The following is a 16,645-nucleotide window of genomic DNA, read 5'->3' as shown; positions in this document are numbered from 1 at the left end:
TCGCCGTTTCTTACATGAATCGTCGGGCTCGACAACTATAGTATGGTCAGCCAGCCGGTTTTCATACACGATTTTTTACAACAAATCGGCAGCCAACTGGGCAAGCACGCTGCGCTCGCCTTTTTCCAGGCGAATGTGCCCGGCCAGCTTCTGATCCTTGAACACCTCGACCACGTACGTCAGTCCGTTGTTGCTTTCGTCCAGGTACGGATGGTCGATCTGTTCCGGGTCGCCCATCAGGACGATTTTCGAGCCGTCCCCTACCCGCGTCAGGATCGTTTTCACCTCGTGCTTCGTCAAGTTTTGCGCCTCGTCAATAATGATGAACTGCCCGGGAATGGAACGACCGCGAATATACGTCAACGCCTCGACTTGCAGACTGCCCATCCCCGCCAAAATTTTATCGAGATCGCCTGGTCGCTTCGTGTTGAACAAATATTCCAGATTATCATAAATCGGTTGCATCCACGGCCGCAGTTTTTCTTCTTTCTCGCCGGGCAAATAACCGATGTCTTTTCCTAAAGGAACGATAGGTCGTGCCACTAACAGTTTTTTGTACTTTTGCTGGTCTTCGATCTGCAGCAGCCCCGCTGCCAGCGCCAGCAACGTCTTTCCTGTCCCCGCTTTGCCCGTCATGGTCACCAGCGGGATATCATCTCGCAGCAAGAGATCGGTTGCCATCCGTTGCTGCACGTTTCGGGCCCGGATGCCCCAAATCGGATCGTCGTCTGAAACAAGCATTTCCAGCGTTTTTCCATCGGGGTCCACTTTTCCGATGGCAGAAATGGACGGGTTGCATTCGTCCTTCAGTACGAGAAACTGATGCGGATAAAAGCGGTAGCGAGGGAAACAGGAGGCCAAGTGCAGTTTTCTCGTCGCGTAGTACGTCTTGATGATCTCCGAGGCGACCAGCATTTTTTGATAACCCGTGTAGATGCTGGAAAATTCCCCCACTACGCGATCGGAGAGAAAATCTTCTGCCGAAATGTTCAAGGCATCTGCCTTCACACGCATGAGCGCATCCTTGCTAACCAATATGACGGGTCTGGGCTGTGGGGATTGGTTCTCCTCCTCCTGCAGATTAAGTGCGACCGCCAAAATGCGGTTGTCATTGGTCATTTCCGTAAATTGCTTTTGCAGTTGATGAAGCGAGGAATGGTTCAGCTCCACCCGAAATAGCCCGCCTGTCTCCAGGGTAATGCCTTTGTGCAAATGACCCAGCTCACGAAAACTGTCAAAGAGCCGCGATACGTACCGAGCGTTGCGGCCAATTTCATCCATGTACCGCTTTTTGGAATCGATTTCTTCCAACACCACAGCGGGTATGACAATTTCGTTGTCAGCGAAAGAGAACATCGCCCGTGGATCTTGCAGGAGTACGTTGGTGTCCAGTACGTAGATTTTCTTCAAAATCTCGCCTCCTATTACCCTTCTTATATACGGTATGCAATTTTTGGAGGGATGCTCAATTGTGGCGACGTGATGTACTACAGTCTATGTTCGGTCGGACAGAGATAGACGGCCCTTTGGCAGAATGAAATGGGGCTGCAAGGACAAAATACAGGTAACCTGCCCTCCGCTTTCAGGAGGCATTACGGGGAAAGGGAGAATGCGTATGAAACGGATGATTATCGGCTGCCTGGGCGCCAGCCTGCTTTTGTCTGGATGCATGTCGAACAACAAGCCGCCAGCCAATCAGGCTGCCCCACAGCCCAACCAGCAAGTGCCTCATACCCAGCGCGTCCAGCAAACGGCCCCGGAACCAGCTTACAACCAATCTTCGCAAGCGACGGCCGACCGGCTTGTGCAACTGGCTACCCGTGTGAAAAAGGTTAACGGTGCGACGGCGGTCGTCATCGGCAAGATCGCTGTCGTCGGGATTGATGTGGATGCCCATCTCGATCGGCCCGAGGTCGGCGTCATCAAGTACACCGTTGCCGAAGCGATGAAAGAAGACCCGCAGGGCGCAAACGCAATCGTGACAGCCGATCCGGACATCGTCCAGCGCCTGAAGGAAATGGCTGCGGACATTCGCCGGGGCCACCCGATCTCGGGCTTCGCCGAGGAGTTGGCTGACATCGTCGGCCGCATCATTCCACAGTTGCCGCGCGACGTAAGGCAGCGGGAGGAAACGCCCTCGCAGGAAAATGAACAGCGCATCAACAAAGACGGCCGCGCGACACCGCAAGGAAACGACAAGATCAACGTAAACCGCACAGGCGCACCATAAAAAAAACTCTCTCGAAGCCATTTCAAGGATGAGCGAACGCGTTTTCGTGGAAGATTCCGATTCAGTAAAAAAGAGGCATTCGCCTCGGGAAATTACGCCCGGGAGAATGCCTCTTTTTGTTGCGGCTGGACGGATTGTTGTGACTGAACCGAACTCAGCGGCGGCAATGCGTCCAGTACCTGCTTCAAGTCCGCGAGCAAGTCGTCCACGTCCTCCAACCCTGCGGACAACCGGATCAAGCCATCGGTAATGCCGCGCGCTTCCCGCTCCGCTGCGGGCATCGCCGCATGCGACATCATCACCGGATACGACAAGATCGTCTCGACAGCCCCCAGGCTCACTGCCACAATCGGCAGCTTCACCCGGTCAAACAACGCCTTGGCTCGCTCACGGCTCCCTACATCGAACGACAGAACCGCACCGTGGCCGCTTGCTTGCTGTTGCTGGACGAGATGCCCCGGATGGTCAGCCAAGCCCGTGTAGTAAACGCGGCTCACGCCAGGGTGCGTGGACAGCCACTCCGCGAGAATCCCTGCCGACTTTGTGCTGACATCCAGACGTGCCTTGAGCGTTTTCAGCCCGCGCATGACGAGCCAGCAATCCTGTACCCCAAGAATCGCGCCCATGCCGTTCTGGATCAGGTACAGTTGCTCGCCGAGCGCGGCGTCGCGCGTCACTGCCAGCCCGGCAACCACGTCGCTGTGGCCGCCGATAAACTTGGTCGCGCTGTGGATGACGACGTCCGCCCCCAGCTCCAGCGGCCGCTGATAGTACGGCGTCAAAAACGTATTGTCGACAATGACGAGCAGCCCGTGCTCCTTCGCAACGGCTGACACCGCCGCGATGTCGGTCACTTTCAGCGTCGGATTGGACGGCGTTTCCAGATACACTCCCTTGGTCGCCGGAGTAATCGCCTCCCGCACGGCCTCTGTCTGGGTCGCATCGACAAACGTAACGGAAATGCCCATTCTCGACAGCACGCGGGTCAAAAAGCGGAAGGTGCCGCCGTACACGTCCTCCGCGACTACGATATGGTCGCCAGCCGAAAACAGCATGAACACGCTGGAGATCGCCGCCATGCCGGACGAGAAAGCAAAGCCGCGCGCGCCGCCTTCGAGAGCGGCAATCGCTTCCTCCAGCGCGTGTCTGGTCGGATTGCCGGAACGGGCGTAGTCATACGTGCCTGGCTGGTCGAGATCAAACTGGTGAAACGTGGAAGCCTGGTAAATCGGAACCGACGACGCCCCTGTGAACGGATCGATGCAAGTAGAGCCATGCAAAACCTTCGTTGCGAAATTCATCGCGCAGCCCCCCCAACGACAAGACTTGCGTCCAAAGCCTGAAACAGATCAGCGATCAAGTCTTCCGGATGCTCAATCCCGACCGACAGCCTCAGCAATCGGTCACAAACGCCGACATACTCCCGTACTTCCAGCGGAATGTCAGCGTGGGTCTGTGTCGCCGGATACGTACACAACGACTCGACGCCGCCAAGGCTTTCCGCAAAAGAAACGATGCGCAGATTTTGCAAAAACAAGCCCACCTGCTCCGCAGACCGTACCCGGAATGAAACCATACCGCTATAACCGCTTGCCTGGCTCGCCTGGATGGCATGCCCGGGGTGTTCTTGCAGCCCTGGGTAAAACACTTCGGCGACAGCCGGATGCTCCTGCAGCTTTTTTGCAACCGCGAGCGCGTTTGTCTGATGTCTTTCCATGCGCAGCGCCAATGTCTTCATTCCGCGTACCAACAGCCAGCTATCTTGTGGACCCAATACCGCTCCGATGGAATTATGCAAAAACCGGATTTTTTCCGACAACTCCTCGCCTTTTGTCACGATCAGTCCGGCCAGTACATCGTTGTGGCCACCCAAGTACTTCGTCGCACTGTGCAACACGATATCTGCGCCAAGCTCCAGCGGGCGTTGACAATAAGGGGTCATGAACGTGTTGTCGACTATCGTCAAAAGTCCATGCTGCTTTGCCAGCCCGGCGATTTGGCGAAGATCGGTAATCTGCATGAGCGGATTCGTCGGCGTCTCGACGAAGATCGCCTTTGTCTCGGCTCGCAGCGCGTTATGCACCGCTTCCAGGTCGCGCAAGTCTACGTACGTAAAAGACAGGCCGTAGCGGGAAAGCACCTGATCAAACAAGCGATACGTCCCTCCGTACAAATCGAGCGACACAATGAGATGATCTCCCTGGGAAAACAGCCCCATGACCGTATGAACCGCCGCCATTCCCGATGCGCAGGCAAAGCCCGCATCGCCCGATTCTGCCTCGGCGATGGCTTCTTCCAAAACCGTGCGGGTCGGATTGGCCGTGCGTGTATAGTCAAAGCCTGTGCTCTGCCCCAATGCCGGGTGGCGATATGCGGTGGCATAGTAGACAGGAAAGCTGACCGCCCCTGTTTTTTCATCTCTGCCTACGCCTGCTTGAATCAATTTTGTTTCCAGTCTCATACGTAACTCTCTCCCTCCAATGATGTACGAGGGGCATGAAAAAAGCCCCCTTTCCTCTGAAAGAAGGCTTTGTTTACGTCACCGTAAGCAAGACCTTCTCATCTTTCAGAGTTAAAAAACTCTGCAGGAATTAGCACCATTATCTCCCCGCATGAACGAACATGCAGGTGATTGGTTGCCGGGCATCATCGGGCCAGTCCCTCCGCCTCTCTGGATAAGAAGTTTTGCTATTCAATTTGAATGACCTAATACTAAAGGATACGGCGGTTTTTTGTCAACAGGATTTTCCACTGTTGTGCGGCCGTCTTGACTAGGCGTTTTTCAGCGCAGTCATGACCTGGTTGTCCAGCTTCGCAGCCGCGTTTTTGTCGTACGTCTTTTCGTATTGCGGTTCTACGGAAATGCGCGAGCCGTAAAACATGACGTCTCGGACGGAGTCAATCGCGATCTCCACCAGCGCCAGCTTCAGCGGAACGCCCTCCAGCCGCTCGGCTTTCACTGCGGCGCGTCCGTTGATCGCAAAAGAGGAGCCTGCCCCGATCAGATGCAGGACGACCTGCGGCTCTTTGGCAATATTGGCGAGTATGCGCGAGCGGTTATCCACGGCAAAGCGGATGAGTCCGCTGTTCACCGCCAATGTCCAGGACAAGGAGCTGAGCGATGGCGCTCCTGTCTCGTGATCGACGGTGCCGAGCGTCACAAATCGCTCTTTTTGCAGGAGCGCGAACAGTTCTTCCGACAAGGTTTGGGATACGGTTTCAGCCATTCGGATGCCTCCTCGTAAACGGTAGTACGTCTATTGTACCCCTCGCATCTGCCATTAGGCAAACGTTTCCTCCACGCCTTGATTCTGCCTGTTTTTTTCCCTACACTGGTAAAAAACAAAGCCGTACCGGATAAGGAGGTTGGAAAAAGTGGCACCTACGCCTACAGACCGGCTTATGCACAAAATCGACCAGGTCCTCCACGAGCTGCAGGAAGTGAGGAAATTGAACGAGCGCATGGACAAAATCGCCATGTTTTTGGAGGATATCCGGCTCGCAGACGTGATCCAAAACTACACAGCCCCGCGCAAGCTGCTCTGGATCAATTTCCTCGCAGGGCTTGCCCGGGGTCTTGGCTTGACGATTGGAACAGCGATCGTGCTGGCGCTGCTCGGCTCGCTTTTGACGCAGTTTCTCTCGATCCCTATCCTCGGCGATTACATCCGCGAGCTGGTCGAGTATGTTCAGACTTACAAGCAGCCGTAAACGAGACTACTTGCCGCTTCTTTTGCCGCGGTCGTCGTCATCGTCGTCGTCGCGGTCATCGTCGCGGTCATCTTTGTCGCCATCTTTCCATTTGCCGTCGTAGTTTTTCCAATAGCCGTATGCTTTTCCGTTTGGATAGTGGTGCTTGTCTTTATCCTTGTCGTCCTTATCGTCATCCTTCTTCGGCACGGCGGTAATTTTCGTGCTCAGCGCGATGTCCGCCTGCTTCACCAGCTTGTCTTTCGCGTACAGTTCCAGATGGACGGTTTTCGCAGCAAACGAGCGGTTTTTGTAGGTAAAGGTCACGGTGTATTCGCCCTTGTCGTTTGGCTTGATCTCCTTTTTCTTGCCGTCCGGGGTGACGACGACAAGCTTTGCTTTTTGCTTCTCGTCCCAGCCCTTGACGGTGCCTTTCAGTTGAACGGACTTTTTCTTCAAATCGTGCACTGCCGTTCCGGCAATGGCATAGGCCGCGCCAGGGTCTTTGTCCGGTGGGTTGACGACATCGACTTTGATCGTGTCGGAGTCGACTTTTTTCCCGTCTTCATATATTTCGACCAGCACTTCGTCGCTTGCGGCTTTCGCCTTCACGTCCTTGACCGTCACGCTGAAGCTGTCCACCCCGTCCCACAGCTTCTTCAAGCTCGTCTCCTGTTTCACGCCGTTGTAGGAGACGACGACCTTGTCCGCTCCGTGCTTGACGACACCTTTTACCTGCCATTCGGCTTTTTTGGCGTCGTACACGGAAAAGGCGTGGATCAGCCTGCTTTTTTCCTCGTCAGCCTGCGGGATGAGCTTAACTTTTTCACTGTCCGCCAACAGACTGCCGGCATACGCCTGTACGGTGACGTATTGGACGGAATCTGTTTCCGGCGCGGCAAAGCTCACGGTAAACGAATGCTCGCTCGTCGGCACTGCCTCGATAAAGTCGCCGTTCGGCTTGGTCACGACTACTTTCGTCACTTCCGGCGTCACGATGCCTTTGATGTACACCTTGCCGTTTTCGGTCTGCGCGCTCACGCTGACTAGTTCCTCGTCCGCCTCTGTGCGGCGAACTTCCAGCCAGATGTCGCCGTAATAGTCGCGATAAATGCGCTCCCACTCCGACTTGTTCGTTTCCATGTATGTTTGCAGCTTCGTATTCAGATGGATCGGATCTACAATCAGGTACAAATGGTCTGCCTGGTTTTTCAGCAGCATATTCAGCGTAGCCGGGTCGTTTTTCGCAAGCTCTTTCAGGTTGTAGCGGGTAACCTGCTTGCCTTCGTCGCTCATCACTACCTTGGTCGCCGGCGTGCTGCTGGAGCTGGCATCTGCAAAAATCGGCGTCAGGCAGCCGATGAGTCCCGCCGCCGTAACGACCGCCAATACGGGCTTGGTCATGATCTTTTTCACTGGTGTCTCCCCCTCTATTTTTGCCAATCATCCCCTGTCTTCTGTGGGCAACCATACAGACGTAGCGTTTTTTTCAAAAGTTGCACCGCAGCCGAAAACACGTCTAAATACCCACAGCGGCTCCAGACAGCAAAAAAGCGCGCCGGGACACTCTGAACGCCTGATAATGCCCCCGTGCGCACGACAAAAAAGACTCTTCCGCCGCCGAACAGGTCGGAGCCGGAAAGAGTCTTTTCCCTTTTTTTAACTATTGTATTTAGGCTCGTTTTCAATCGCGACCAGCAAGAACTCGACCGTTTCAGCCGGATATTTGCGCTCGAACGTCGCCGCTTCCTCCTTTGCCGTCAGCACGTACCAGCCGCCTTCCTGCCGATAGGCAAGCTCGCTAAGCGCGTGGTCCTCCTGCAACATCTGCAAGAAAAACGCCGCCGTCTCCTGCGCCGACTGATCGTCCGGCCGCGCGTCTGCTACCACTTGAATCTGCAACCAGTTAAAGAGTGCATCATCACGTTTCACGAGGGCAACCTCACTTTCGCTCCGGTTTGATTCTCAGCTTGACGACGACCAGAATGACAATCGCGACCAGCATCGCGCTCTTCACAGGAAGCTGGACGTCCAAAATCGCAAAGATCAGCGCCCCGACGAACAGGAGAAGGTATAAAAGCAACGTTTTCAAGATCGGCATGCGAATTACCGTCGCAAACCCCAGGTAGTAAACGATAATTAATTGCACAAACAAAATCCAAGCCCGATTATGGTCCGCCCACAGGCGGAAGCTGTCGTAGGCGCTCAGTTGATCCGGGTTTGCCGGTACGTAGGTTGAAGCAAGGTGTATCCAGTCCATCACAAATCTCTCCTGTAACGCAAAAGGCCGTGTCCTCTCACCGCGACGGGAAAGACCCGCTCTTTTGCATAATCTTTTCCTTTTTCCAACGTTTTTTCGTATGTATCCTTTTTACTTTATCAGGTGATGGATTTCCTGTCAAAAACGGACTGCTCCTGCACTTGGCGCACGACAATGCTAGCCTGCCTTTTCGCGGACATGCTATGATGAGAGGGTCGCAAACTTAGAAAAAGGTGGGAAAAACATGAGCCTGTACGATATTTCCGTCAAGACGATTTCCGGCGAAGAACAGACGCTGGCCGAGTACAAAGGACGCGTTTTGCTGATCGTCAATACCGCCAGCCAGTGCGGACTAACCCCGCAGTACAAAGGCTTGCAGGAGCTGTACACGCGCTATGCGGACAAAGGATTCGCCGTTCTCGGCTTTCCGTGCAACCAGTTTGCCGCTCAAGAGCCTGGCAGCGAGGAAGAGATCGCGGCATTTTGTGATCGCCACTACGGCGTAACGTTCCCGCTGTTTGCCAAAATCGATGTGAACGGTCCAACTGCCCATCCTTTGTACCAGCACCTGAAAGCCAACGCTCCCGAAGGCCAGGGTGAAGAGATCGAATGGAACTTCGCCAAGTTTCTCGTAGACAAGGAAGGCCGTATCGTCAAGCGCATCGGTGCCCGCGTGCAGCCGGAAGACGTGGCCGCTGACATCGAACGCTTGCTGTAAAAAACGGCTTCCCTGCCAAACCAAAAGCCGCTTTGCCCATCATCGGGGACAAAGCGGCTTTTATTGTACCGCGATTGCGCCGCGAGCTTACGCTTGCGGTTGTGCTTCCCAGCGCTTTTGCTTTTCGTAGCGCTCGCGATCCGATTTGTTCAAATACTTTTTGCGCAAACGGACGGATTGTGGCGTAACTTCGCACAGCTCGTCGTCGTTCAAATACTCCAGAGCCTCTTCCAGCGTCAGCAGGCGAGGGGTCTTCATTTTCACCGTCTCGTCCTTCGTTGCGGAGCGGACGTTGGTCGCGTGCTTCTCTTTGCACACGTTGACGGTCAAGTCGTTGTCGCGGTTGTGTTCGCCCACGATCATGCCTTCATAGACTTCCGTACCCGGCGTGATGAACATGATGCCGCGATCCTCGACAGACATCAGGCCGTACGTGGTTGCGGTTCCGGTCTCGTGGGAAATGAGCACGCCTGCGTGACGTCCACCCACAGCGCCCTGGACAAGCGGACGATAGCTGTCAAAGGAGTGGTTGAGGATGCCGTAGCCGCGTGTGATCGTCAAAAACTCCGTGCGGTAGCCGATCAGTCCGCGGGACGGAATGATGAACTCCAGACGCACCTGGCCGAAGCCGTTGTTGACCATGTTGACCATCTCGGCCTTGCGTTGGCCCAGCGTCTCCATGACAGCCCCGGTGTATTCTTCCGGCACGTCGATCACGAGAAACTCAGCCGGCTCCATTTTTTGTCCGTCGATCATTCGCACGATGACTTCCGGCTTGGACACGCCCAGCTCGAAGCCTTCGCGGCGCATGTTTTCCACAAGGATGGACAGATGCAATTCCCCGCGTCCAGATACAATGAACGCATCTGGAGAATCTGTTTCTTCCACACGAAGAGATACATCTGTCTCCAGCTCGGCCATCAGGCGATCGCGCAGCTTGCGGGAAGTAACGTGTTTCCCTTCGCGGCCTGCAAACGGGCTGTTGTTCACCAAAAACGTCATTTGCAATGTCGGCTCGTCGATTTTCAACAGAGGCAGCGCATCCGGGTGGTCGACGTGGCAAACGGTTTCGCCTACGTTGATATCGTCAATCCCTGCGATCGCGACGATGTCCCCTGCTCTCGCCGTTTTTTGTTCCACGCGCTGCAAGCCGGAGAAGCCGAACAGCTTTTGAATCCGCGCTTTTTTCACTTCGCCGTTGCGCGTGGTGACCGATACCATTTCATTTACATTCATGGTTCCGCGATAAATGCGGCCAATCCCGATACGACCCAAAAAGTCGTTATAATCCAGCATGGTTACTTGCATTTGGAGTGGTGCGTTTTCATCGGCATCAGGTGCGGGCATGTGCTCAACAATGGTGTCGAAAAGTGGACGAAGGTCGCCTTCCAGTTTATCCGGCTCCATTCCGGCGATACCTTGCAGGCCGGAAGCATAGACGATCGGGAATTCCAGTTGATCTTCCGTCGCATCGAGATCGATAAACAGGTCGTACACTTCGTTGATGACTTCTTGAGGACGTGCATTGTCGCGGTCTACCTTGTTCACGACAACGATCGGGGTAACTTTTGCTTCGAGCGCTTTTTTCAATACGAAACGGGTTTGTGGCATACAGCCTTCAAATGCGTCAACAATCAAAAGGACGCCGTCCACCATGCTCATGATCCGCTCTACCTCGCCACCGAAGTCGGCGTGGCCTGGCGTATCCAAAATGTTGATGGTGAACTCTTTGTATTTCACGGACGTTGTTTTCGCCAGGATCGTAATCCCGCGTTCCCGCTCCAGGTCGTTGGAGTCCATCATTCTCTCCTCTACCTGCTGGTTGCTGCGGAATGTGCCCGATTGGATCAAAAGCTTGTCGACCAACGTTGTTTTTCCATGGTCAACGTGGGCAATAATGGCAATGTTGCGTATGTCAAGACGCTTCATGTGAACCTCCTCTGTTATGCATACCTTCCATATTAACAGGTCGCGAAACACGGCACAATGGGCATTTTTTTACTCGGAAACACTTCCTGATTAGCATGCGCCACAATCGACATACTAAAGACAGGAGGTGGTCTGCCATGAGGAAAAACGAGCCAAGCTATTTCACAGGTTTGTTCTTGATCGCAGCAACGCTTGTCGGGTGCGCGTCTTCCAACGCAGGGCCTGACACGGGCGCACAGACGCAAAGCAGTTCGCATCCAGCGACACCGATGACTCGCTCAAGCATCGGACACGATTTTAACGCCTATACGCAAGGAATCAACGCCCAGAACTACCTCAAAGGGTACACCTCAAACGGCTTCAATCAAGACCTGGCAGAGCAGCTTACAAAAGCGGCTGATGATGTCCCGGGCGTCGATCGCGCTACTGTCGTCGTAAGCGGCCAGGACGCCGTGATCGGCATTCGCGTGCGCGACAACCTTGGCGAGCCGCAGGCAAAAGTGATCGAGCAGCAAGTCCACTCTGCTTGTCGGGCTGTGTCGCCTACCTTGCAAATGCAAGTCTCGTCCGACCAAGCCGTCTTTGACCGCGTGCGTGCGATCAACGCGCAAATTTACGAGGAAGCGACGAACCGCAGCAACCAGGTTTTGCACGAGGGCACCTCGGTAGAACAAAAAATAACGAACACCTCGACCGAATTTACCAGACTTCTGCACGACATGCGCACGACGATCCAGCAGCCGTTGCGGTGATGGATAGACAGCGCATGCTCTCACGTAAAAGAGGTGCGGACATGTCTCCCGCACCTCTTGAATACTCTTCCGTTTTGTTACTTACTCACAACTTCAGCCACTTTGATTTCTGGCTCAACCACTTGCAGTTCACCTGTTCCGCGAACGAGTTTCTTCGCGTAGGTTTTCTCCGGCTTCAGCACGGATACCAAGTAGTCGATGGCAACTTGCGGATCGACTGTCTCGCCACAAGTGTAGCAATCCAGAGCGGCAAAACCGCGCTCAGGATAAGTATGAATGGACAGGTGGCTTTCCGAGAGAAGAACCAGCACGGTAGCACCCTGAGGAGAGAACTGCTTCGCTTGCACGCTCAGCACCGTAGCTCCGCATGCCTCAGCAGCTTCAATCATTTCCTTTTTCAAAAATTCTGCGTCGTTCAACAAGTCAAACTGAACTCCCCATGTGTCAACAGCAACGTGTCTTCCGAAAGTCGAGTATTCCATCTTTCGGTTCCCCCTTCCTAGCAAGTGTAATGTTAAACATCGCTAGGACCTGCGTCATTCACTAACGGGGGCGGTTTCCCTCTTGTTATCCACCCTTTGAAGTGAATCCTGGTTCCTAATCCTGTTTCCAACGAAAACAACAATACCATGTATTTGCCTACTTTGACAATACCCTTTTTCGAGAAAGTCCATGAAAAAAACGGGCACCACTCGGCACCCGTTTTGTCTTACGTTTTTTATACTTCTAGTTCAAACAGACGCTGCGACAACATCACTAAACGCGTATCGATTGCTGGAAGTTTCTCCGGAGCAGCTCCCTTTGCCCAATTACGCAAATCCAGCCAGCGGTCCGTTTCCTGACGCAAGGACTCAATCTCCCTTTCGCTGCCCTCTTGCTGGAACAACGCTTCCAGCTCGTTGGCAATGTTCAGAGAGGTATCTTCAAAGATGGACGTCTCCTCGTCCCCCGACAGCTCCTGGATGCTGACCACCGATCCTTGATCGTAGTGGTACACCATCGTGAAGCCTTCGTAAATTCTGTGGACGATTCCATAGCCCCGAAACGTTTTCATCGCTTTTCTCATCGCATTCGCCAACTGCCGATCCCGAATGAGATAGGAGCTGTCGCAAGAGTAGCGATTGCCGACACGGCAAAAGCTCAGTTGAATTTCGCCGTTATGGTCAGACAAGATTACGTCGCGGTCGCCGTTGTCGCATACTTTGACATCGACTGAAATGTGTTCATTGGTGAAGAGCGAGACGAATTGGTTCAACTCCTCTTCATTCACCGTAAAATAGGCCTTGGCGTAGTTGGTTGCTAAACGCTGTGCCATAAATATCTCCTCAATTCTTTTGGTTTCCGTGGGCCAGTTACGACCAAACTGTGTCCAAATGTAGAGGAGATACGCTAAGTGTCAACGAAGGAACGCTGTAGAACCTGGCCTTGCCCCGCGAATCGAAAGTCGATTTGGGTAATGAAGGCGGATCACCTACTTTTTGTTTTTCCGAAAAAAAGCCATCCTTGACACCTTTATTATACAACAGAAGCCCTCAAAAGTCTTGATGAAAAAGTAGATGAATTTACGCAAAAATACCGAATATCCGCAATATGACGCAGAGAGACGCAATGATCTCCCTGATTCATTCATATGCTTGCGGTTTCAAAAGAATTCGCCGCGAGTCAGAGGCCGGAATTTGCCGTCATTGCCTTTTTGATGGCAGCCTGTTCTTCTTCGGACAAGTGGTAGGCGGATGCTCCCGCTTCAATCGGCTTGGCGTACACGCGCGACTCTTCCCGCCCGAAAATACTGGTAATCACCACACCGTTTTCGGCGTCATCTAAAATCGCCAAGGAAAAGCTCAGATCGCTGCCGACATCCCCGAAGGCGTTGTAGCGAATGATGGCTACCCTGCCACACTGGGCTGCTATACGCTGTGATAGACGATTGAGCGTAAACTGCTGATCGCCTTGCAGTTTTTTGACTTCATCTACCTGATCCAGCAGCCTGTGCAAGCCTTCCTCCAGGTTGGCTCCTCCGGTACCTGTCATCAGCCTGTTGATCGACTTGCGCATGCGGCTGATGCGAACCGATTGCAGGATGACGACGAGGAGCAAAATCAGCGTCAGCGCGATGATCGCCAGAAGCAAAATCGCGACATTGGGTATTTGGGATAGGAATGGTTCCAAAACATTTTCTTCCTTTCTGGTACATGCGTTGCAATAAGCAGTCAAAGCCTTCTCTATTGTACCTCCGCTTCGCCGCCCGTTCAAATAAAGACTTTGGCAAACCGGGAAATGCGAAAATTTGCGCAACCAAAAAAAGCGACACCCTCATTTTGTGAGATGTCGCTTTTTCATTCCGTATGCCTATGTGTCAAGCTCATCGTCCTATGGTTATCCTCCAGTCTACCTACGCTTCCAAAAGCAGCATTTCTCGACGAAGCTGTTTTAATACTTCCATAGATTTTTTGATTTGGGCCTGATCTTCTGCCTTTATCGCGTCAAACAACGTCGCCAGTTCATAATCGAGCTCCAGACGCAAAACCGGAATACGCTCCTCTGAGTCACGCCGTTTCAAAGCGGCAATCACTTGGTCCATCGTCACATTGCAGAATTTTTCGTAGATCATTTTTTTCTCAGCTCCTTTTATTTCCACTATTCTGACGACTTCTCCGTACTGGACGTGCTTCATCAAGATGCAGTCATCCAACCTGACCTTGATGATGGCGTGCCCCTTTGCTCGTTCCACGAAGTGGTACAATACCAGCGCCACCCGCGAGTCATGTACAGGAACGCCTGCCACTTGCAGCTTGTAAGACCCGTTTAATCGCTGCATGGTCCAGTCGGAAAGGCCGTCCATGGTGTTCACGAGGAGGTGAAACTGCTCGGGAGATTCCTTCCACGTGACGCTCACCCCCGCTTCCACCAGGGCCTGCACCATCGCGTGCAATGTCTTGCGATCAAACCAAACCGCCAGATTGTCATACTCCAGCTCCATGCCGAGATTCATCCTGGCTCCTCCCGTTGACAGAATACTCAGATTTCGTTTCGGCTGTAAGGGAGTGAGTGGTATATCATATTATTCACGCTTCGGTTTTGCTATTCATATCCCGGCAAGTATTTTTTTCCTGCGTGGTATGATATCATATGGAGGATTCCAAGCTCCCTTGACAAGGACGTTCGCCCTTTTCTTTATACGTGGCGTTCGATCATGATAAATGAGGTGTTTGTTCCATGACTGCGTTTTCCGGCTTTCGCCAAGAAGATTTTGACGTTTTTGCCGTTGATGGACTCGACCAGCGGATGGACGCAATCAAGACCGTGATTCGCCCCAAGCTTGAAGCGCTTGGCCACCATTTTGCGCCCATTTTGTCGGCCGCAACCGGCGATGAGATGTTTTACCACGTAGCCAAGCATGCCCGCCGCACCGTAAACCCGCCAGCAGATACGTGGGTCGCCTGGGCCAATGACAAACGCGGGTACAAAAAGCATCCGCATTTTCAAATCGGCCTGTGGCAAACGCATCTGTTCGTCTGGTATGCCGTCATTTACGAAGCTCCGGCCAAGGCCCAGATCAGTCAATCATTCAGCGAGCATCTCGACGAAATCATGACGCTGGTGCCCGATTATTTCCACTGGTCGCCCGATCACACCGCGCCCGACAGCACTTCCCAGGCGGAGCTGGGCAAAGCCGGTGTGAAAAAGCTGGTGGACAGGCTGGCGCAAGTGAAAAAAGCGGAGCTGCTCTGCGGCTTGACCATTGATCGTCACGATCCGGTGCTTGCTGATCCGCAGGCGCTTTTGGGACAACTCGAAAACACGTTTGCCGTTCTCAGCAAGCTGTACACAATCGGTCGTTAAGCTTTCCTAATCGCCTCCCTGGCATTTGCTAAAGATATATGCAAAAGAACAGGTCCGCTTTCTTTTGAAAAGCGCTTGCCTGTTCTTTTGTTTTTTGGCATACCGTCACCGTGCGGGGCATCCTAGAGGAAAAGGAAGCGCCTCTCTTTTAGCCGCGAATGGCATTCAGCCGCTGAACGCCGCTTTCCGCCTCCCGGAACATCCGCTCGAACAGTTCCTGAACGGAAGGGATGTCCGAAATCAGGCCGATGACCTGGCCTGCCCAGCCAAAGCCGTGCTCACGGTCGCCTTCGTAGATGAAGGTGCGATTATTTTCGCCGCTGATGAAGCTTTTCAGCTCTTCATAGCCGGCGCCTTCTTTTTCCATTTGCAAAATGCGGTCAGAGCCTGGCGTGCGCACAACCCTCGCCGGCGCTCCCAGCGTTCTTTTGATGACAGCCGTATCTTGTTCGGTTCCTTTCAGCAAAGCTTCCTTGTACGCTTCGTGGGCGTGGACGCACTCCTTGGTCGCGATGAACCGGGTGCCCATCTCCACGCCTTCCGCGCCGAGCGCGAGCGCAGCGAGGATTCCGCGTCCATCGCCAATCCCGCCGCTGGCCAGCACCGGAATGCGGACGGAGTCCACAACGCGCGGAATGAGCACAAACGTCCCGATGTCGTCCCGGCCCAGATGGCCTCCGCCTTCCTGGCCGACAGCCATGACGGCGTCTGCCCCGATCGCCTCCGCTTTTTGCGCTTGCCGCACGGACGCGACCAGCACCAGCTTTTTGATCGGATGGCCGTCGAGTCGGCGCAGGAGCGGCTCAGGATTGCCTCCGGTCACAGAGATGGCGGCTACTTTCTCTTCGATGGCGACCTCCAATGCTTCTTCATACGGCCGATTGTATTGCCCAATCGCGAAATTGACGCCAAACGGCTTGTCTGTCAGCTCGCGCACCTTGCGAATTTCTTCGCGCAGCGCTTCTGCCGACGAAAGCGACATCGCCGTGACTTGTCCGAGTCCGCCTGCGTTTGACACAGCAGCGGCCAGTTCTGCGTATGCTAGATAGGCCAATCCGCCCTGCACCACCGGATATTTGATTTGCAACAGCTCGGTTACTTTTGTTTTCATCTCCATCCCCCCGTTTTTGTTAAGCTTCTCGGCAAGCGGGGAAAACTCCTGCTGCCACACGCGAATATGAATAAAAATTCGCTTGCTTTCCCCCCCTATTTTGCTATACTCA

At 53.7% G+C, this 16,645-nt stretch carries 18 protein-coding genes and 1 riboswitch; of the genes, 5 read left to right on the top strand and 13 right to left on the bottom strand.

What is annotated here, in order from left to right; translation table 11 throughout:
* Window positions 1–75 precede the first annotated feature (75 nt).
* Entirely contained in the window at window positions 76–1,410 is a 1,335-nt protein-coding gene (locus AC3WQH_RS03160; RefSeq protein ID WP_007784152.1) for a PhoH family protein, read from the bottom strand.
* Window positions 1,411–1,609: 199 nt separating this feature from the next.
* Between AC3WQH_RS03160 and AC3WQH_RS03155 the strand changes: the two genes are divergently transcribed.
* On the top strand, window positions 1,610–2,230 hold the full coding sequence (locus AC3WQH_RS03155) for a YhcN/YlaJ family sporulation lipoprotein (RefSeq protein WP_005832742.1): 621 nt from the start codon (window positions 1,610–1,612) through the stop codon (window positions 2,228–2,230).
* A gap of 92 nt (window positions 2,231–2,322) precedes the next feature.
* Here AC3WQH_RS03155 and AC3WQH_RS03150 read toward each other — a convergent pair whose 3' ends face one another.
* The 3 genes from AC3WQH_RS03150 to AC3WQH_RS03140 form a co-directional block, all read right to left on the bottom strand.
* Window positions 2,323–3,531, bottom strand: coding sequence for a trans-sulfuration enzyme family protein (locus tag AC3WQH_RS03150; RefSeq protein WP_025845106.1), 1,209 nt, complete (start codon window positions 3,529–3,531; stop codon window positions 2,323–2,325).
* A complete protein-coding gene (locus tag AC3WQH_RS03145) occupies window positions 3,528–4,691 on the bottom strand; it encodes an aminotransferase class I/II-fold pyridoxal phosphate-dependent enzyme (RefSeq protein ID WP_492331903.1) in 1,164 nt (387 codons plus the stop codon). The genes AC3WQH_RS03150 and AC3WQH_RS03145 overlap by 4 nt, the downstream gene beginning before the upstream one ends.
* Before the next feature lie 95 nt (window positions 4,692–4,786).
* Window positions 4,787–4,912: riboswitch (SAM riboswitch) on the bottom strand.
* An 89-nt stretch (window positions 4,913–5,001) separates the two neighbouring features.
* A complete protein-coding gene (locus AC3WQH_RS03140) occupies window positions 5,002–5,457 on the bottom strand; it encodes a pyridoxamine 5'-phosphate oxidase family protein (protein WP_003843022.1) in 456 nt (151 codons plus the stop codon).
* A gap of 175 nt (window positions 5,458–5,632) precedes the next feature.
* Here AC3WQH_RS03140 and AC3WQH_RS03135 point away from each other — a divergent pair, with 175 nt between their 5' ends.
* Window positions 5,633–5,941: a DUF5665 domain-containing protein gene (locus AC3WQH_RS03135; RefSeq protein WP_035317338.1), complete on the top strand. Its 309-nt coding sequence runs from the start codon at window positions 5,633–5,635 to the stop codon at window positions 5,939–5,941.
* 6 nt (window positions 5,942–5,947) lie between these two features.
* Here AC3WQH_RS03135 and AC3WQH_RS03130 read toward each other — a convergent pair whose 3' ends face one another.
* The 3 genes from AC3WQH_RS03130 to AC3WQH_RS03120 all read right to left on the bottom strand — a co-directional run bounded on the left by AC3WQH_RS03130 (window position 5,948) and on the right by AC3WQH_RS03120 (window position 8,180).
* Window positions 5,948–7,336, bottom strand: a complete 1,389-nt coding sequence (locus AC3WQH_RS03130) for a hypothetical protein (RefSeq protein WP_492331902.1) — start codon at window positions 7,334–7,336, stop codon at window positions 5,948–5,950.
* Window positions 7,337–7,579: 243 nt separating this feature from the next.
* Window positions 7,580–7,852 carry a hypothetical protein gene (locus tag AC3WQH_RS03125; RefSeq protein ID WP_122952923.1) on the bottom strand — a complete coding sequence of 91 codons (273 nt, stop codon included), beginning with the start codon at window positions 7,850–7,852 and terminating at the stop codon, window positions 7,580–7,582.
* 10 nt (window positions 7,853–7,862) lie between these two features.
* On the bottom strand, window positions 7,863–8,180 hold the full coding sequence (locus AC3WQH_RS03120; protein ID WP_005832756.1) for a YlaH-like family protein: 318 nt from the start codon (window positions 8,178–8,180) through the stop codon (window positions 7,863–7,865).
* A 244-nt stretch (window positions 8,181–8,424) separates the two neighbouring features.
* Here AC3WQH_RS03120 and AC3WQH_RS03115 point away from each other — a divergent pair, with 244 nt between their 5' ends.
* Window positions 8,425–8,898: a glutathione peroxidase gene (locus AC3WQH_RS03115; protein WP_005832758.1), complete on the top strand. Its 474-nt coding sequence runs from the start codon at window positions 8,425–8,427 to the stop codon at window positions 8,896–8,898.
* 87 nt (window positions 8,899–8,985) lie between these two features.
* Here AC3WQH_RS03115 and typA read toward each other — a convergent pair whose 3' ends face one another.
* Entirely contained in the window at window positions 8,986–10,827 is a 1,842-nt protein-coding gene (gene typA / locus AC3WQH_RS03110; RefSeq protein WP_005832760.1) for a translational GTPase TypA, read from the bottom strand.
* A 137-nt stretch (window positions 10,828–10,964) separates the two neighbouring features.
* Between typA and AC3WQH_RS03105 the strand changes: the two genes are divergently transcribed.
* Entirely contained in the window at window positions 10,965–11,579 is a 615-nt protein-coding gene (locus AC3WQH_RS03105; protein WP_005832762.1) for a YhcN/YlaJ family sporulation lipoprotein, read from the top strand.
* A 77-nt stretch (window positions 11,580–11,656) separates the two neighbouring features.
* Here the strand turns inward: AC3WQH_RS03105 and speD are convergent, their stop codons facing one another.
* The 4 genes from speD to AC3WQH_RS03085 all read right to left on the bottom strand — a co-directional run bounded on the left by speD (window position 11,657) and on the right by AC3WQH_RS03085 (window position 14,571).
* Window positions 11,657–12,061: an adenosylmethionine decarboxylase gene (gene speD, locus AC3WQH_RS03100; protein WP_005832764.1), complete on the bottom strand. Its 405-nt coding sequence runs from the start codon at window positions 12,059–12,061 to the stop codon at window positions 11,657–11,659.
* 236 nt (window positions 12,062–12,297) lie between these two features.
* Window positions 12,298–12,894, bottom strand: coding sequence for a hypothetical protein (locus AC3WQH_RS03095; protein WP_005832766.1), 597 nt, complete (start codon window positions 12,892–12,894; stop codon window positions 12,298–12,300).
* A 347-nt stretch (window positions 12,895–13,241) separates the two neighbouring features.
* The gene (locus AC3WQH_RS03090) at window positions 13,242–13,748 is read right to left on the bottom strand and encodes a DUF4446 family protein (protein WP_005832768.1); all 507 of its coding nucleotides are present in this window, start codon (window positions 13,746–13,748) and stop codon (window positions 13,242–13,244) included.
* A gap of 223 nt (window positions 13,749–13,971) precedes the next feature.
* On the bottom strand, window positions 13,972–14,571 hold the full coding sequence (locus AC3WQH_RS03085) for a YkzI domain-containing protein (RefSeq protein ID WP_492331901.1): 600 nt from the start codon (window positions 14,569–14,571) through the stop codon (window positions 13,972–13,974).
* 224 nt (window positions 14,572–14,795) lie between these two features.
* Between AC3WQH_RS03085 and AC3WQH_RS03080 the strand changes: the two genes are divergently transcribed.
* A complete protein-coding gene (locus tag AC3WQH_RS03080) occupies window positions 14,796–15,422 on the top strand; it encodes a YktB family protein (RefSeq protein WP_005832771.1) in 627 nt (208 codons plus the stop codon).
* Window positions 15,423–15,570: 148 nt separating this feature from the next.
* On the opposite strand, the gene AC3WQH_RS03075 is transcribed toward AC3WQH_RS03080, so the two are convergent.
* A complete protein-coding gene (locus tag AC3WQH_RS03075) occupies window positions 15,571–16,533 on the bottom strand; it encodes an NAD(P)H-dependent flavin oxidoreductase (protein ID WP_005832773.1) in 963 nt (320 codons plus the stop codon).
* Between the last annotated feature and the right edge of the window lie 112 nt (window positions 16,534–16,645).

This window comes from Brevibacillus sp. FW301-21C12A, from assembly GCF_058788915.1.
This window is presented reverse-complemented; position numbering and strand designations above follow the sequence as displayed.

What these genes read in the sequence shown, in the direction of transcription:
- AC3WQH_RS03155 (WP_005832742.1), top strand. Translation starts at nt 1,610, where the DNA reads ATGCGTATGAAACGGATGATTATCGGCTGCCTGGGCGCCAGCCTGCTT.
- AC3WQH_RS03150 (WP_025845106.1), bottom strand. Translation starts at nt 3,531, where the DNA reads ATGAATTTCGCAACGAAGGTTTTGCATGGCTCTACTTGCATCGATCCG.
- AC3WQH_RS03145 (WP_492331903.1), bottom strand. Translation starts at nt 4,691, where the DNA reads ATGAGACTGGAAACAAAATTGATTCAAGCAGGCGTAGGCAGAGATGAA.
- AC3WQH_RS03140 (WP_003843022.1), bottom strand. Translation starts at nt 5,457, where the DNA reads ATGGCTGAAACCGTATCCCAAACCTTGTCGGAAGAACTGTTCGCGCTC.
- AC3WQH_RS03135 (WP_035317338.1), top strand. Translation starts at nt 5,633, where the DNA reads ATGCACAAAATCGACCAGGTCCTCCACGAGCTGCAGGAAGTGAGGAAA.
- AC3WQH_RS03120 (WP_005832756.1), bottom strand. Translation starts at nt 8,180, where the DNA reads ATGGACTGGATACACCTTGCTTCAACCTACGTACCGGCAAACCCGGAT.
- AC3WQH_RS03115 (WP_005832758.1), top strand. Translation starts at nt 8,425, where the DNA reads ATGAGCCTGTACGATATTTCCGTCAAGACGATTTCCGGCGAAGAACAG.
- typA (WP_005832760.1), bottom strand. Translation starts at nt 10,827, where the DNA reads ATGAAGCGTCTTGACATACGCAACATTGCCATTATTGCCCACGTTGAC.
- AC3WQH_RS03105 (WP_005832762.1), top strand. Translation starts at nt 10,965, where the DNA reads ATGAGGAAAAACGAGCCAAGCTATTTCACAGGTTTGTTCTTGATCGCA.
- speD (WP_005832764.1), bottom strand. Translation starts at nt 12,061, where the DNA reads ATGGAATACTCGACTTTCGGAAGACACGTTGCTGTTGACACATGGGGA.
- AC3WQH_RS03095 (WP_005832766.1), bottom strand. Translation starts at nt 12,894, where the DNA reads ATGGCACAGCGTTTAGCAACCAACTACGCCAAGGCCTATTTTACGGTG.
- AC3WQH_RS03085 (WP_492331901.1), bottom strand. Translation starts at nt 14,571, where the DNA reads ATGAATCTCGGCATGGAGCTGGAGTATGACAATCTGGCGGTTTGGTTT.
- AC3WQH_RS03080 (WP_005832771.1), top strand. Translation starts at nt 14,796, where the DNA reads ATGACTGCGTTTTCCGGCTTTCGCCAAGAAGATTTTGACGTTTTTGCC.
- AC3WQH_RS03075 (WP_005832773.1), bottom strand. Translation starts at nt 16,533, where the DNA reads ATGAAAACAAAAGTAACCGAGCTGTTGCAAATCAAATATCCGGTGGTG.